The organism is Halomonas sp. SL1, assembly GCF_003030865.2.
GTDB lineage: Bacteria > Pseudomonadota > Gammaproteobacteria > Pseudomonadales > Halomonadaceae > Halomonas > Halomonas halophila.
In genome coordinates this window covers 222,861-236,059 of the sequence record NZ_PYUQ02000014.1, presented here as the reverse complement: position 1 = coordinate 236,059, position 13,199 = coordinate 222,861, and the positions used below count along the sequence as shown (strand labels likewise).

The 13,199-nt window shown below is 68.7% G+C and carries 14 protein-coding genes; 4 read left to right on the top strand and 10 right to left on the bottom strand.

From position 1 onward, the window contains the following. Nucleotides 1-4 precede the first annotated feature (4 nt). The 7 genes from rlmN to trmJ form a co-directional block, all read right to left on the bottom strand. Entirely contained in the window at nt 5-1,132 is a 1,128-nt protein-coding gene (rlmN, locus tag C9J49_RS09690; RefSeq protein WP_035593922.1) for a 23S rRNA (adenine(2503)-C(2))-methyltransferase RlmN, read from the bottom strand. 125 nt (nt 1,133-1,257) lie between these two features. Then, nucleotides 1,258-1,683, bottom strand: a complete 426-nt coding sequence (gene ndk, locus C9J49_RS09685; protein WP_107181374.1) for a nucleoside-diphosphate kinase — start codon at nt 1,681-1,683, stop codon at nt 1,258-1,260. Between the two features lie 167 nt (nt 1,684-1,850). Further along, nucleotides 1,851-2,177, bottom strand: a complete 327-nt coding sequence (locus C9J49_RS09680) for an iron-sulfur cluster assembly accessory protein (RefSeq protein ID WP_035593918.1) — start codon at nt 2,175-2,177, stop codon at nt 1,851-1,853. Nucleotides 2,178-2,202: 25 nt separating this feature from the next. Further along, nucleotides 2,203-3,351, bottom strand: coding sequence for an aminotransferase class V-fold PLP-dependent enzyme (locus tag C9J49_RS09675; protein ID WP_107181373.1), 1,149 nt, complete (start codon nt 3,349-3,351; stop codon nt 2,203-2,205). Nucleotides 3,352-3,372: 21 nt separating this feature from the next. Continuing rightward, complete coding sequence (locus C9J49_RS09670) at nt 3,373-3,843, bottom strand: Rrf2 family transcriptional regulator (protein WP_035593913.1); 471 nt, start codon at nt 3,841-3,843, stop codon at nt 3,373-3,375. Between the two features lie 106 nt (nt 3,844-3,949). Beyond that, nucleotides 3,950-4,843, bottom strand: coding sequence for a serine O-acetyltransferase (gene cysE, locus C9J49_RS09665; protein ID WP_046079528.1), 894 nt, complete (start codon nt 4,841-4,843; stop codon nt 3,950-3,952). Nucleotides 4,844-4,971: 128 nt separating this feature from the next. Then, nucleotides 4,972-5,763, bottom strand: coding sequence for a tRNA (cytosine(32)/uridine(32)-2'-O)-methyltransferase TrmJ (gene trmJ, locus C9J49_RS09660; protein ID WP_046079527.1), 792 nt, complete (start codon nt 5,761-5,763; stop codon nt 4,972-4,974). Between the two features lie 145 nt (nt 5,764-5,908). Between trmJ and C9J49_RS09655 the strand changes: the two genes are divergently transcribed. Next, nucleotides 5,909-6,703, top strand: a complete 795-nt coding sequence (locus C9J49_RS09655) for an inositol monophosphatase family protein (RefSeq protein ID WP_035593909.1) — start codon at nt 5,909-5,911, stop codon at nt 6,701-6,703. Between the two features lie 232 nt (nt 6,704-6,935). Beyond that, nucleotides 6,936-7,292 carry a hypothetical protein gene (locus C9J49_RS09650; RefSeq protein WP_237022343.1) on the top strand — a complete coding sequence of 119 codons (357 nt, stop codon included), beginning with the start codon at nt 6,936-6,938 and terminating at the stop codon, nt 7,290-7,292. A gap of 112 nt (nt 7,293-7,404) precedes the next feature. Here the strand turns inward: C9J49_RS09650 and C9J49_RS09645 are convergent, their stop codons facing one another. After that, on the bottom strand, nt 7,405-8,298 hold the full coding sequence (locus tag C9J49_RS09645; protein ID WP_107181372.1) for a LysR family transcriptional regulator: 894 nt from the start codon (nt 8,296-8,298) through the stop codon (nt 7,405-7,407). 118 nt (nt 8,299-8,416) lie between these two features. Here C9J49_RS09645 and trpB point away from each other — a divergent pair, with 118 nt between their 5' ends. Further along, nucleotides 8,417-9,652, top strand: a complete 1,236-nt coding sequence (trpB, locus tag C9J49_RS09640; protein WP_046079523.1) for a tryptophan synthase subunit beta — start codon at nt 8,417-8,419, stop codon at nt 9,650-9,652. An 11-nt stretch (nt 9,653-9,663) separates the two neighbouring features. Further along, the gene (trpA, locus tag C9J49_RS09635; protein ID WP_107181371.1) at nt 9,664-10,500 is read left to right on the top strand and encodes a tryptophan synthase subunit alpha; all 837 of its coding nucleotides are present in this window, start codon (nt 9,664-9,666) and stop codon (nt 10,498-10,500) included. A 100-nt stretch (nt 10,501-10,600) separates the two neighbouring features. On the opposite strand, the gene C9J49_RS09630 is transcribed toward trpA, so the two are convergent. Together C9J49_RS09630 and secF are read right to left on the bottom strand one after the other, a co-directional pair. Then, on the bottom strand, nt 10,601-12,007 hold the full coding sequence (locus C9J49_RS09630; protein ID WP_046079521.1) for an MFS transporter: 1,407 nt from the start codon (nt 12,005-12,007) through the stop codon (nt 10,601-10,603). Nucleotides 12,008-12,273: 266 nt separating this feature from the next. Further along, nucleotides 12,274-13,197 carry a protein translocase subunit SecF gene (gene secF, locus C9J49_RS09625; protein ID WP_046079520.1) on the bottom strand — a complete coding sequence of 308 codons (924 nt, stop codon included), beginning with the start codon at nt 13,195-13,197 and terminating at the stop codon, nt 12,274-12,276. Nucleotides 13,198-13,199 lie beyond the last annotated feature (2 nt).

Sequence of the window (13,199 nt, the reverse complement as noted above, 5' to 3'; positions counted from 1 at the left end):
GGGCTCAGTCGGCGTCGATCTGGATCGACTGGATGTAGCGCGCGTGGCGCTTGGTGCGATCCTTGACCCGGCCCACCAGCTGGCCACAGGCGGCATCGATGTCATCGCCGCGGGTGGAGCGGACCGGCGCGGTGTAGCCCAGGTCGGCCAGCCACTGCTGGAAGCGCATGGTCTGGTTGCGCGACGGCTTCTCGTAGCCCGAGTGCGGGAAGGGATTGAACGGGATCAGGTTGATCTTGCACGGCAGCTCCTTGAGCAGCTCGGCGAGCTCGCGCGCGTGTTCCTGCTGATCGTTGACGTCCTTGATCAGGGTGTACTCGATGGTGACCACGCGGGTGTCGTCGCACTTGCCCAGGTAGCGCTGGCAGGCGTCGAGCAGGGTGCGGATGTCGTACTTGCGGTTGAGCGGTACCAGCTCGTTGCGCAGCTCGTCGTTGGCGGCGTGCAGCGAGATGGCCAGGCTCACGTCGAGCTCGTCGCCGAGGCGGTCGAGCATCGGCACCACGCCCGAGGTGGAGAGCGTAACGCGGCGCTTGGAAAGGCTGTAGCCGTTGTCGTCGAGCATCAGCTTCATGGCCGGCACGACGTTGTCGTAATTCAGTAGCGGTTCGCCCATGCCCATCATCACCACGTTGGTGACCGGGCGATTGGCGGTGTCCTTGCGCGGGCCGAAGCTGTTGCTGGCGACCCACACCTGGCCGATGATCTCGGCGGCGGTGAGGTTGCGCTGGAAGCCCTGCTTGCCGGTGGAGCAGAAGCTGCAGTCCAGCGAGCAGCCGACCTGGGACGAGACGCAGAGGGTGCGGCGCTTGCCGTTCTCGGCGGGGATCAGCACCGTTTCCACGTAGCTGCCGTCCTCCACTTCCAGTACCCACTTGCGGGTGCCGTCGCTGGAGGTGCCCTCGTAGACCACGCTGGGGCCGCGGATCTCGGCGACTTCCTCGAGACGCGTGCGCAGCGCCTTGGACAGGTTGGTCATGGACGCGAAGTCGTCGCAGCCCTCGTGGTGAATCCACTTCATCACCTGGGCGGCGCGGAACTTCTTCTCGCCGATGGACAGGAAGAAGGCTTCCATCTCCTCGCGCGTCATGCCGAGCAGATTGGAGCGTTGGGGTGCGGTGGTGTCGGTCATGGGCGGTCAGCGGCGTCGGTGGGGCTGGGTGCGGGGGCGAGATCGCCCCCGCGCGGCAGTGAGGCTGCCGGTCCGAGAGGAAACCGCGGACTCGGGGCGCGGGCGCGCCCCGAATCGGCGTTTCCTTAGCGGGCGCAGATCTCGCTGTCCTCGAAGAAGTAGGCGATTTCGCGGGCCGCGGATTCCGGAGAGTCGGAACCGTGGACGGCGTTGGCGTCGATGGACTCGGCGAAGTCGGCGCGGATGGTGCCGGCTTCGGCTTCCTTCGGGTTGGTGGCGCCCATCAGGTCGCGGTTGGCGGCGATGGCGTTCTCGCCTTCCAGCACCTGCACGACGACCGGACCGGAGGTCATGAAGCCGACCAGAGCGCCGAAGAACGGACGCTCGCTGTGCTCGGCGTAGAAGCCTTCGGCCTGCTCCTGGGACAGCTGCAGCATCTTGGCGGCAACGATCTTCAGACCGGCTTTCTCGAAGCGGCTCTCGATCTCGCCGATGGCGTTCTTGGCGACGGCGTCGGGCTTGATGATGGACAGGGTGCGTTCGGTAGCCATGGGTGCGTTCTCCAGTCTGGGAAGTCACGAGCGTTGACGGCCTCGCGCCACCCCGGGAGGGCCGGGGTGGCGCGAGGCCGGAGTAAAGAGGCGTCTCGGCGCCGGGCGCCGAATTGGGCGCAGAGTATACCGTCCCCGAGCGGCGATGGACAATCGGCGCGGCGGGCTCAGACGCTGAAGCTCTCGCCGCAGCCGCACTCGTCCTTGACGTTGGGGTTGTTGAAGCGGAAGTAGCGGTTGAGCCCTTCCGAGACGTAGTCCACTTCGCTGCCGTCGAGCACTTCCAGCGCGTCCGGGGCCACGTAGACCTTCACGCCGTGCTCCTCGACGATGACGTCGTCGTTGGCTGCCTCGTCGGCGAAGTCGAGCACGTAGCTGTAGCCGGAGCAGCCGCTGGGCTTGACCGAGACCCGCAGGCCCAGGCCGTGGCCGCGTTCGTCGAGCACCCGACGGATCTGGTCGGCGGCGGCGGTGGTGATCGAAAGTGTCGCCATGGTGGTTCTCCTGCGGCGTCGGAGGCTAGCGGCGAAGCCCGGTGAGGGCGTGGCGCAGGGCCTCCAGGGTGCGGTCGATGTCGGCCTCGGTGATGAAGCGGCCGAAGCTGAAGCGTAGCGAGGCGAGCGCCAGGCGGCGTGGCACGCCGATGTCTTTCAATACATAGGATGGCTCGACGCTGGCGGAGTTGCAGGCCGAGCCGGTGGACAGCGCAATATCGCGCAGCGCCATCAGCAGCGATTCGCCGTCGACGCCCTCGAAGGCCAGGTTGAGGATGTTGGGCACCGAGTGCGCGGTCGCGGTGTTGCGATGCACGCCCTCGAGGCCCTCGAGCCCGGCCAGGAAGCGGTCGCGCAGGGCGGTGATGCGGGCCTGGTCGTCCTCGTGTTCGCGGCCGACGATGACGAAGGCCTCGCCCATGCCGGCGATCTGATGGGTCGGCAGGGTGCCCGAGCGCATGCCGCGCTCGTGGCCGCCGCCGTGGATCAGCGCCTCGAGGCGCAGGTCCGGGTCGCGTTTCACGTAGAGTGCACCGACGCCCTTGGGGCCGTAGGCCTTGTGCCCGGACAGCGACATCAGGTCGATGCCCTGAGCGGCCACATCGAGGGCGATGCGGCCGGTGGCCTGGGCGGCATCGGTGTGGAAGACGGCGCCGCCCGCGTGGGCGACCTCGGCCAGCGCGGCGATGTCGTTGATGGTGCCGAGCTCGTTGTTCACCGCCATCAGCGACACCAGCACGGTGTCCTCGCGCATGGCGGCGCGTAGCGCCTCGGGGGTGACGCGTCCGTCGGACTCGGGCGCGAGCCAGGTCACCTCGACGCCTTCCCGCTCGAGGGCGCGAGCGGTGTCCACCACGGCCTTGTGCTCGATGGTCGAGGTCACCAGGTGGTTGCCGCGCGCGCGGTTGGCGCGCATGTAGCCGGTCAGCGCCAGGTTGTCGGCCTCGGTGGCGCCGCTGGTCCAGACGATCTCGCGCGGGTCGGCGCCGATCAGGTCGGCGACCTGGCGGCGCGCGCTCTCCACTGCCTGCTCGGCCTGCCAGCCGGGCATGTGGCTGCGCGAGGCCGGGTTGGCGAAGGTGCCTTCCAGGGTCAGATAGCGGCTCATCACCTCGGCGACGCGTGGGTCGACGGGCGTGGTGGCGGCGTAATCGAGGTAGACGGATGCGCTCATGGAATCGGACCGGTAAGGGGTTCAGGGCGAGACGGTGGGGATCTGGTCGTCGTCGAGGCGGCGCCGCTGGCGTTCGGCGATGCGCTGGAATTCCTCGCGACCGGCCAGCTGGCCCAGGGTCACGCCCTCGAGGTAGCCGTGAATCTGGTCGGACAGCTCGTTCCACAGATGGTGGGTCAGGCAGGTGTCTCCCTGCTGACAGTCCGACAGGCCGCCGCAGCGGGTGGCGTCGACCGACTCGTTGACCGCGTCGATCACCCGTGCCACCGAGATGGCGTCCGGCGCCAACGCCAGCAGGTAGCCGCCACCCGGACCGCGCACGCTGTCCACCAGCCTGGCGCGCCGCAGGCGGGCGAACAGCTGCTCGAGATAGGACAGCGAGATTTCCTGGCGACGCGAGATGTCGGCGAGGCTGGTGGGGCCTTCGTCGGCATGCATGGCCAGGTCGAGCATGGCGGTGACGGCGTAGCGTCCCTTGGTGGTCAGGCGCATGGGGGCATTACCTCGGTGCCGGCGCGGGCGTCGGCCAGCGGCGAGGCGGGCCGATTCCGGCGGCGTCGGATCGGGCCAATATTATGAGGAAGCCCGAGTATCACGGTCAACCATTCTGGCGGCGGCGCGCGGCGGTGTCGCCGCCTTCGGCCTCGGTGTGGTCCTGGGCATCCGCGGTCTTGTCGCCCTGGGGCTCGTCCTGAGGGCCGCAGCAGCTGTCCACGTCGGCGAGGACGTTGGCGAAGTCCTCGTCGCGCAGCTCGGGCAGATTGCTGTCGCGAAAGCCGGCGTCGATGCTGCGCAGGGTGGTGCACATGCGCTCGAGGCGCTCGTCGACGGCGTGCATGTGGTCGAGCATGGCCTGCATCGAGCGAGCCACCGGGTCGGGCATGTCCTGGCTGACGCCATAGGCGTCGAAGCCGAACTTGCGGCGCATGGCCTCGCGGCGTTCCGGGTCGACCTCCAGCGGGGTGACGGTGTCGGGCTCGTCGCGCTTGACCACCTTGCCGGGGATGCCGACCACGGTGGCGCCGGCCGGCACCTCCTTGGTGATCACGGCGTTGGAGCCGACCTTGGCCCCGGCGCCGACGGTGAACGGGCCGAGGATCTTGGCCCCGGCGCCGACGATGACGCCGTCCTCCAGGGTCGGATGGCGCTTGCCCTTGTTCCAGCTGGTGCCGCCCAGGGTCACGCCCTGGTAGAGGGTGACGTCGTCGCCGACCTCGGCGGTCTCGCCGATCACCACGCCCATGCCGTGGTCGATGAAGAAGCGCCGGCCGATGGTCGCCCCGGGGTGGATCTCGATGCCGGTGAACCAGCGCGCCAGGCTCGACAGGGTGCGGGCCAGCCACTTGAGGTTCTTCTGCCACAGCCAGTGGCTGAGCCGATGGACGAGCAGGGCGTGCAGTCCGGGATAGTTGGTGAGCACTTCCAGGAAGTTGCGCGCCGCCGGGTCACGGTCGAATACGCTGTTGATGTCTTCGCGCAGACGTTGAAACATGCGGCGGGTCCTTGGTTGAAGAGCCAGGCGTTGCGGGGCAAGCGGCCGAACGGGAGCGGGAATGTCTTCATAGTGGGGGTGCGGCGGGCCGGCTTCAAGCCGTGGCCCGCCGCACCCCCGGCACCGGCTTAGTCGCTGCCGGGCTCGCCGGAGGCCCGCTCGCCGGTGGACGGCTGCTCCGGCCGGGCCAGCTTCTCGGTGTTCGAGAGGATGCCGCGCAGGATGTTGAGCTCCATGCGCTCCGGGCGCGCGCGCAGCGTGAAACGACGTAGCCGCGCCATCAGCTGGCGGGGCTGGGCCGGATCGTGGAAGCCGATCGCGATCAGGGTGCGCTCGAGGTGCGTGAAGTAGTGCTCCAGCTCCTCGTGGCTGGCCAGCGGCTGGGCATCGTCTTTCTCCGCGGACGCCGCCGGCGTCTCGCCGTGTTCCATCCACGCCAGCCGGCACTCGTAGGCCAGTACCTGCACCGCGGCGGCCAGGTTCAGCGAGCTGAAGTCCGGGTTGGTGGGGATGTGCACATGGGCATGGCAGCGCTGCAGCTCGGCGTTGGTCAGGCCGCTGTCCTCGCGGCCGAAGACCAGCGCCACACGGCCGCCCGGGGCGGCCAGTTCCTCGGGCAGTCGCTCGCCGAGCGCGCGGGGCGTGATCATCGGCCAGGGCAGGGTACGCGAGCGGGCGCTGGCGCCGACCACCAGGGTGCAGTCGGCGACCGCTTCCTCCAGGGTCTCCACGGTGCGGGCGGCGTGGACCAGCGCGTCGGCGCCGGAGGCCCGCGAGACGGTATCGGCGGTGAGCGGTTCGCAGCGCGGCGCCACCAGGGCCAGGTCCGCCAGGCCCATGTTGTGCATGGCGCGGGCGGTGCCGCCGATGTTACCGGGATGGCTGGTGCCGATCAGGACGATGCGGATGCGCTCGAGCATGGGGAGGGCCTGTCTGGTGTCGCGTCGATGGTGAAGGGGCGAGAGTCTAGCATGCCGCGGCTTTGCGTGGCGCGGCTCCCGTGCTTCTGCTAGGATGCGCGCCGATCTCCGTTCTTTAACACCACCGACTCCCCAAGGCCCGATCATGCATCCGATGGTCCAGTACGCCCTGCGTGCCGCACGCAGCGCCGGCGAACAGTTTCTGCGTATCCGTGAGCGTATCGAGAACGCCCACGAAGAACACAATCTCGACAAGCTGCTCGAGGACACCGCCCGCAACGCCGAGGCGCTGATCACCCGCCAGCTGTCCCGTGGCTACCCCCAGCACGGCGTCGTCGGCCGCTACACGCCGCACCGCGCCGGCGAAGGCGAGGGCGCCGACGTGCTGTGGCGCATCGAACCCTTCCACGGCTACTCCAACCTGGCCGTCGCCGCGCCGAGCTTCGCACTGTCGCTGGTATGCCTGGTCAAGGGCCGCCCGGAGCATGCGGTGGTGATCTGCCCCTTCAGCGATGACGAGTACCTGGCCAGCCGCGGCCGCGGTGCCCAGCTCAACGGCAAGCGCCTGCGCGTCTCCAAGGCCACCGCGATCCCCGGCTCCCGCATCGCCATGAGCCTGCCGGAAAGCTGGGTGCGTGAGCGCCAGCTGCCGTCCTACCTGACCGTCACCCAGCAGCTGGCGCCCCAGGTGGACCTGATGCGCGCCTCCGGCTGCGGCCTGCTGGACCTCGCCGATCTGGCCGCCGGCCGCGTCGACGCCGCCTTCGTGATGGGCATCGACGAGCAGGACCTGCTGGTCGGCTCGCTGCTGCTCAAGGAAACCGGCGCCCTGCAGGGCACGCCGGACGGCCAGCCCTCGGTGACCACCGATGGCCAGCTGATGGCCGCCGGACCGCGGATGTTCAAGGCCCTGCTGAAGCAGCTCAAGCCGCACTTCTGAGCCTTGGCGCCTGACGACGTCGGCGGATGACGAGACGCCCCCGCGGCCCAGCCGCGGGGGCGTCTGCGTTTCAGGGGAGCAGCGACAGAAGTATGACGTTCTCGAGACTGTTCTGGGCGCGCCACTGGGTGTAGCGTGGGGAGGTCGGCGGCATTTTTTCGCCCCGGCTCCATGCACCCCGGCCACCCTCTCTTCACCGGCCGGGCCATGCCCCTCATTCGCGAGAGGAGTGATGATGGAACCGCTCAGCTATTACTACTACAACGTGCTGGAAAGCCTGGAGAAACCGTGCGACGTGCCGGCCCTGCATCTCCAGGAAGGCTACGACCTGCTGTACCGCTACGGCGGCCGGGTCGAGATGGACCTGATCCGCCGTGCCGAGGCGGCCAGCGCGAATGGCGAGCCCTACCACTGGCACGAGTCGCTGGACGACGAGCAGCGCGACAAGCTGCGTCGCGCCCTGGATGACGAGAACCCGGCCAAGATCCTCAAGGTGATGCAGCGCAACGGCTACGCCGGCGTGCTCTATCATCATGCCCGCGAAGTCTTCGCTCCCGATACGGACGACGAGGCGCAGGGCGTCGCCTAGGCACGACCCGAGGCGAGCCCGCCGCCCACTCGGCGGCACGCGGCACGAGAAGCCCCCGGCGACCCCGGGGGCTTTTTGCTGTGTGGGAGAGGCGAGAGGCTGGCGCGAGGCGTCAGCCGCTGGAGCGGGCCAGCTCCTGCTTGAGCCACTCGACCAGTCGATCGATGTCCCGCCGCGGGGCGCCCGCCGGCAGCCACAGCCCGAGCCGGGCCGGGGTCTCGATGAAGCCCCAGGGCGCGACAAGCCGGCCCGTGCGCAGGTCTTCCTCCACCAGGTAGGACGGCGCGATGGCCACGCCCAGGCCTACCAGCGCCGCCTCGAGCATGTAGTGCAGGTGCTCGAACGACTGGTCGTGGCGCATCGTCGCGGGGTCCAGCCCTAGGGCCGCGAACCACTGCGACCAGGCCTGGGGGCGCGACTGGGTATGCAGCATCGGCAGCGTGGTCAGCGCGGCAGGGGCGGTAGCCGGGCTGGCGTCCTCGAGCAGTTCCGGTGCCAGCACCGGCCCCATGCGCTCCGGGGCCAGCTCGACGACCCGCACCCCGTCGGGCCAGGGCGGCTCGGCGAAGCGCAGCACGGCGTCGACGTCGGTACCGAGCCGGCCGGCGACTTCGTCGTCGGCGGTCAGGTGCAGGTTCAGCTCCGGGCACTGGGCCTTCAGCCGATCCAGTCGAGGGATGAACCAGCGGGCCAGGAAGCTGCCGGGGCAGCCGAGCACCAGCGGCGCCTCCGAGGCGCGTCGGCGCAGCTGGGTGCAGGCCTGGCCGAGGCGCTCGAAGGCCTGTGAGGTCGAGGCACGCAACAGCTCGCCCTCCTGGGTCAGCGCCAGGCCGCGGCCCTGGCGCCGGAACAGCGTCACCCCGAGCTGTTCCTCGAGCTGCCTGAGCTGGCGGCTGACCGCGCCATGGGTGACGTGAAGCGCCTCGGCGGCGCGCGTGACGCTCAGCGTGCGGGCCGTCTCGTCGAAGGCGCGCAGGGCATTCAGCGAGGGCAGTCGATCACTCAAGACGGGCTCCAGTCATGTCAGCTTTTCTCACAGATTAGCGAGCAATGATCGCTTATCACAGGGTGCGGCGCGATTTATCGTGGTGGCCATTCCCCACTGATCATCAGGAGTCGTCACCATGGGTCTGCCGCACCCCACCGCCGAGATCGCCCCCGATGCCGATGGCTTCTTCGGCCGCTTCGGTGGTCGCTTCGTCGCCGAAACCCTGATGCCGCTGATCCTCGAGCTGCAGGAAGCCTATGAGTCGGCCAAGCAGGACCCGGACTTCCACGCCGAGCTCGACGCGCTGCGCCGCGACTACATCGGCCGCGAGAGCCCGCTGTATCTTGCCGAGCGGCTGACCGAGGCGCTCGGCGGCGCGCGGATCTATCTCAAGCGCGAAGACCTGATGCATACCGGCGCGCACAAGATCAACAACTGCATCGGCCAGGTGCTGCTGGCCCGGCGCATGGGCAAGAAGCGCATCATCGCCGAGACCGGCGCCGGCATGCACGGCGTGGCCACCGCCACCGTGGCGGCCCGCTTCGGCATGGAATGCATCATCTACATGGGCAGCACCGACATCGACCGCCAGCAGCCCAACGTGCAGCGCATGAAGCTGCTGGGCGCCAGGGTGATCCCGGTGACCAGCGGCACCGGCACCCTGAAGGACGCGATGAACGACGCCCTGCGCGACTGGGTGACCAACGTCGCGGACACCTTCTACATCATCGGCACCGTGGCCGGCCCGCACCCGTATCCGGCCATGGTGCGTGACTTCCAGTCGGTGATCGGCCAGGAGGTGCGCGAGCAGCTGGCCGAGAAGGAGGGGCGGCTGCCCGACTCGCTGGTGGCCTGCATCGGCGGCGGCTCCAACGCCATGGGCCTGTTCCACCCCTTCCTTGAGGACGAGAGCGTGCGCCTGATCGGCGTGGAAGCCGCCGGCGAAGGCCTGGACACCGGCAAGCACGCCGCCAGCCTGCAGGGCGGCAGCCCTGGCGTGCTGCACGGCAACCGCACCTTCCTGCTGCAGTCCGCCGAGGGCCAGATCACCGACGCGCACTCCATCTCGGCGGGGCTGGACTATCCGGGCATCGGCCCCGAGCACGCCTGGCTGCACGAGGTCGGCCGCGCCGAGTACGTCGCCGTGACCGACGACGAGGCGCTCGACGCCTTCAAGACCCTGTGCCGCCTGGAAGGCATCATCCCGGCGCTGGAGTCGTCCCACGCCATCGCCCACGCGATCAAGCTGGCGCCGACGCTGCCCGAGGATCACGTCATGGTGCTGAACCTGAGCGGGCGCGGCGACAAGGACATGACCACCGTCACCGAACGCCTGGCCGACGAGCTGGCCGCCGACGCACCGGCACAATGAGGAGAGAGACGATGACCCAACGCCACGACCGCATCGCGCGCCGCTTCGACGAGCTCAAGGCCGCCGACCGCGCCGGCCTCGTCACCTTCATCAGCGCTGGCGATCCCGACTACGACACCAGCCTCGAGACCCTGCTGGCGCTGCCCGAGGCCGGCGCCGACGTGATCGAGCTGGGCATGCCGTTCACCGACCCGATGGCGGACGGCCCCTCTATCCAGGCCTCCACCCTGCGCGCCCTGGAAGGCGGGCAGACCATGGCCAGGACCCTGGACATGGTGCGTGTCCTGCGCGAGCGCGACGACGCCACCCCGGTGGTGCTGATGGGCTACTACAACCCCATCTACTGCATGGGCGTCGAGGCCTTTCTCGCCGAGGCCGCCGAGGCCGGCGTCGACGGGCTGATCGTGGTCGACCTGCCGCCGGAGCACGACGCCGAGCTGTGTCTGCCGGCCCAGGCCCACGGCCTCGACTTCATCCGCCTGGCGACCCCGACCACCGACGCCAGGCGCCTGCCGCTGGTGCTCGAGAACACCTCGGGCTTCCTCTACTACGTCTCCAGCACCGGCGTGACCGGCGCCGCCGCGCCATCCGCCGAGCGCGTGGCGCAGGAGGTCGAGGCCATCTGCGTGCACTCCGACCTGCCGATCGGCGTCGGCTTCGGCATCCGCACTCCCGAGCAGGCCGAGCGCATCGCCCGCTTCGCCGACGCGGTGGTGGTCGGCTCGGCGCTGACCGACACCGTGGCCGCGGCCGAGAGCCCCACCGAGGCCTCGCGCGGCGTGCTCGAGCTGACCCGCTCGCTGGCCGGCGCGGTGCGCCGCGCCCGGGAGCCGGTGACCCAGGACTGAGCCGACGCCTCGCGAGAGGCCCGTCCAGCCACGACGACGCCACCCCTCGGGGTGGCGTCTCGCGTTTCAGGGAGCCGTGTGGCACGGAAGTGCGTCGGCATCAGGTGTAGGCCGAGGCCTCGCCGGAGGCGGGATCGGCGGCCGGGGACGGCGTGCCGTCATCGGGTCGGCGCTGCTGGAGGGCGGCGCGTACCTCGTCCATGTCATCGTCGTTCAGGCCGAACAGGTAGGTGGCCCAGAACATCAGCAGGCAGACGATGGCGGGGATCAGGGTCAGCAGCAGGCTGATGACCAGCAGCGCCGAGTCGCTCTGCTGGTCGACATTGGCCTGATAGCCGCCCCACGACAGCAGGAACCCGATCATCCCGCCCGAGACCGCCAGCCCCATCTTGAGGAAGAACAGGTTGCCGGCGAAGGAGACCCCGGTGTTGCGCTGTCCGGTCTTCCACTCGCCGTAGTCCTCGGCGTCGGCCATCAGCGCCCAGGAGATGGGGGCGCCGACGCCGTGCATGAAGCTGACCAGCACGAAGAGCAGGCTCGCCACGATGGCCCACTGGCCGGGCACCAGGAACAGCAGGCAGGAGGCCGCGATCAGGGCCAGGGTGCTGGCCTGGAACACCTTGCGCTTGCTGATGCGCCGGCTCAGCCGAGGCGATAGCGCGGTCCCGGCGATGCTGGCGAGCGCGCCGCTGGTGATGAACGCCGAAATGCCCAGGGTGCCGAAGCCCAGCACGTAGGTGGCGAAGTAGATCGCCGCCCCCTGCCGCAGGAAGAACTGCAGCGCCTGCAGGAAGGTCACGCCGAGCACGATCCGCCACTTCAGGTTCATGGCCAGGGCCTTGAGCTTGGCGGCCAGCCGGTCGTGTTGCGTTGGCGTCGGGTGCACGCGTTCCCTCACGGTCAGGAAGCAGAACAGGAACATCCCGAGCCCGATCGCCGACATGATGGTCATGCTGTACTGGAAGCCCTTGGCCTCGTCATCGCCGCCGATCCATTCGACCAGCGGCATCAGGCCGCTGTTGAGGATCAGGTAGGCCACGCCGACCAGGATGAAGCGCCAGGACTGGAACGACACGCGCTCGCGGTGATCGTCGGTGATCACGCCCCCCAGCGCGCAGTAGGGGATGTTCACCGCGGTATAGAGCAGCGACATGATGAAGTAGGTGGCGAAGGCGTAGGCGATCTTGGCCGTGCCGGACCACTCGGGAGTGGTGAACATCAGCACGCAGGCCACGGCCAGCGGCACCGGCACGAACAGCAGGTAGGGCCGGAAACGCCCCCAGCGGCTGCGGGTGCGGTCGGCGAGCGCGCCCATCAGGGGATCGGTGATGGCATCCACGAAGCGCATCGAGAGGAAGATCGTGCCGACCACGGCGGGGGAGATGCCGTAGACGTCGGTATAGAAGTACGAGAGATACATGACCACGGCGGCGAAGGTCATGTTGTTGCCGGCATCGCCCATGCCGAAGCCGATTTTCTCGACGATGCCGAGTCTGCGTTGTGTCATCGCGCGCTCCTCGCTCGTTATTATTTAGCAGGCAAAGCCTAGGGAGCGTCCTGGGATAGCGTCTAATATATGGATTCCGGCTATTTGATATTCAAACAGTTATCGGAAGCGTTAAGAAGATGATTCGGCACGCCTTTGCGGGAAAGTCCTCCGCCTCGGGGACGCCTAAAGTCGACGTCGCCAGGCGGACGAGGGAAGTGTTGCCGCCCTGAACGACGACACCCCGCCGAAGCGGGGTGTCGTGAACGGATGGTGAGGCAATGCCGTCAGGGCAGCTCCTCGGCCTCCGGATCTTCCTTCCTGGCCGGGATCAGATCCTCGCGACTGAGCTTCAGCGGCAGCAGCAGGGCCGCGGCCACGTAGATCGACGAGAAGGTACCCACGGCGATGCCGATGATCAGCGCGACGGCGAAGTAGTGAATCATGTCGCCGCCCAGGATCAGCAGCGCCAGCAGCACCAGCAGGGTGGTGCCGGAGGTGGCCAGGGTTCGCGACAGGGTCTGGTTGATCGCCTCGTTGAAGATCGCCGGCATGTCGTCGATGCGCGACTTGCGGATGTTCTCGCGGATGCGGTCGTAGACCACGATGGTGTCGTTGAGCGAGTAGCCGATCACCGCCAGCACCGCGGCCAGCACCGTGAGGTCGAACTCGAAGCCGAACAGGGCGAAGGCGCCGATCACGATCACCACGTCGTGGACGAGGGCCAGCAGGGCGCCGAGGGCGAACTTGTACTGGAAGCGGAAGGCGACGTAGAGCATCACGATGCCGAGCGCCACCAGCATGCCCATGCCGCTCTGGTCGCGGAGCTGGTCGCCGACCTGGGCGCCGACGAATTCGGCGCGCACCAGGTCGACGCTGGCGCCGCCCTGGTTCAGCAGGTCGACCACCTGGTCGCCGACGCCGGCATCGAAGGCCTGCTGCAGGCGGATCAGCACCTCGGTGGAGGCGCCGAAGGTCTGCACCGCCACGTCCTGGAAGCCGGCGGCTTCCAGGGCCTCACGCACGCTGGCCAGCGCCGGCGCGGTGGCGTAGCGGACCTCGACCAGGGTGCCGCCGGTGAAGTCCAGGCCCAGGTTGAGCCCGTTGACCAGCAGGGCGACGATCGACACCAGCAGCATCATCCCGGAGGCGATGAAGGCCAGCCGGCGTTTGCCCATGAAGTCGAGCTGTCGATTGATGAACGATTGCATGG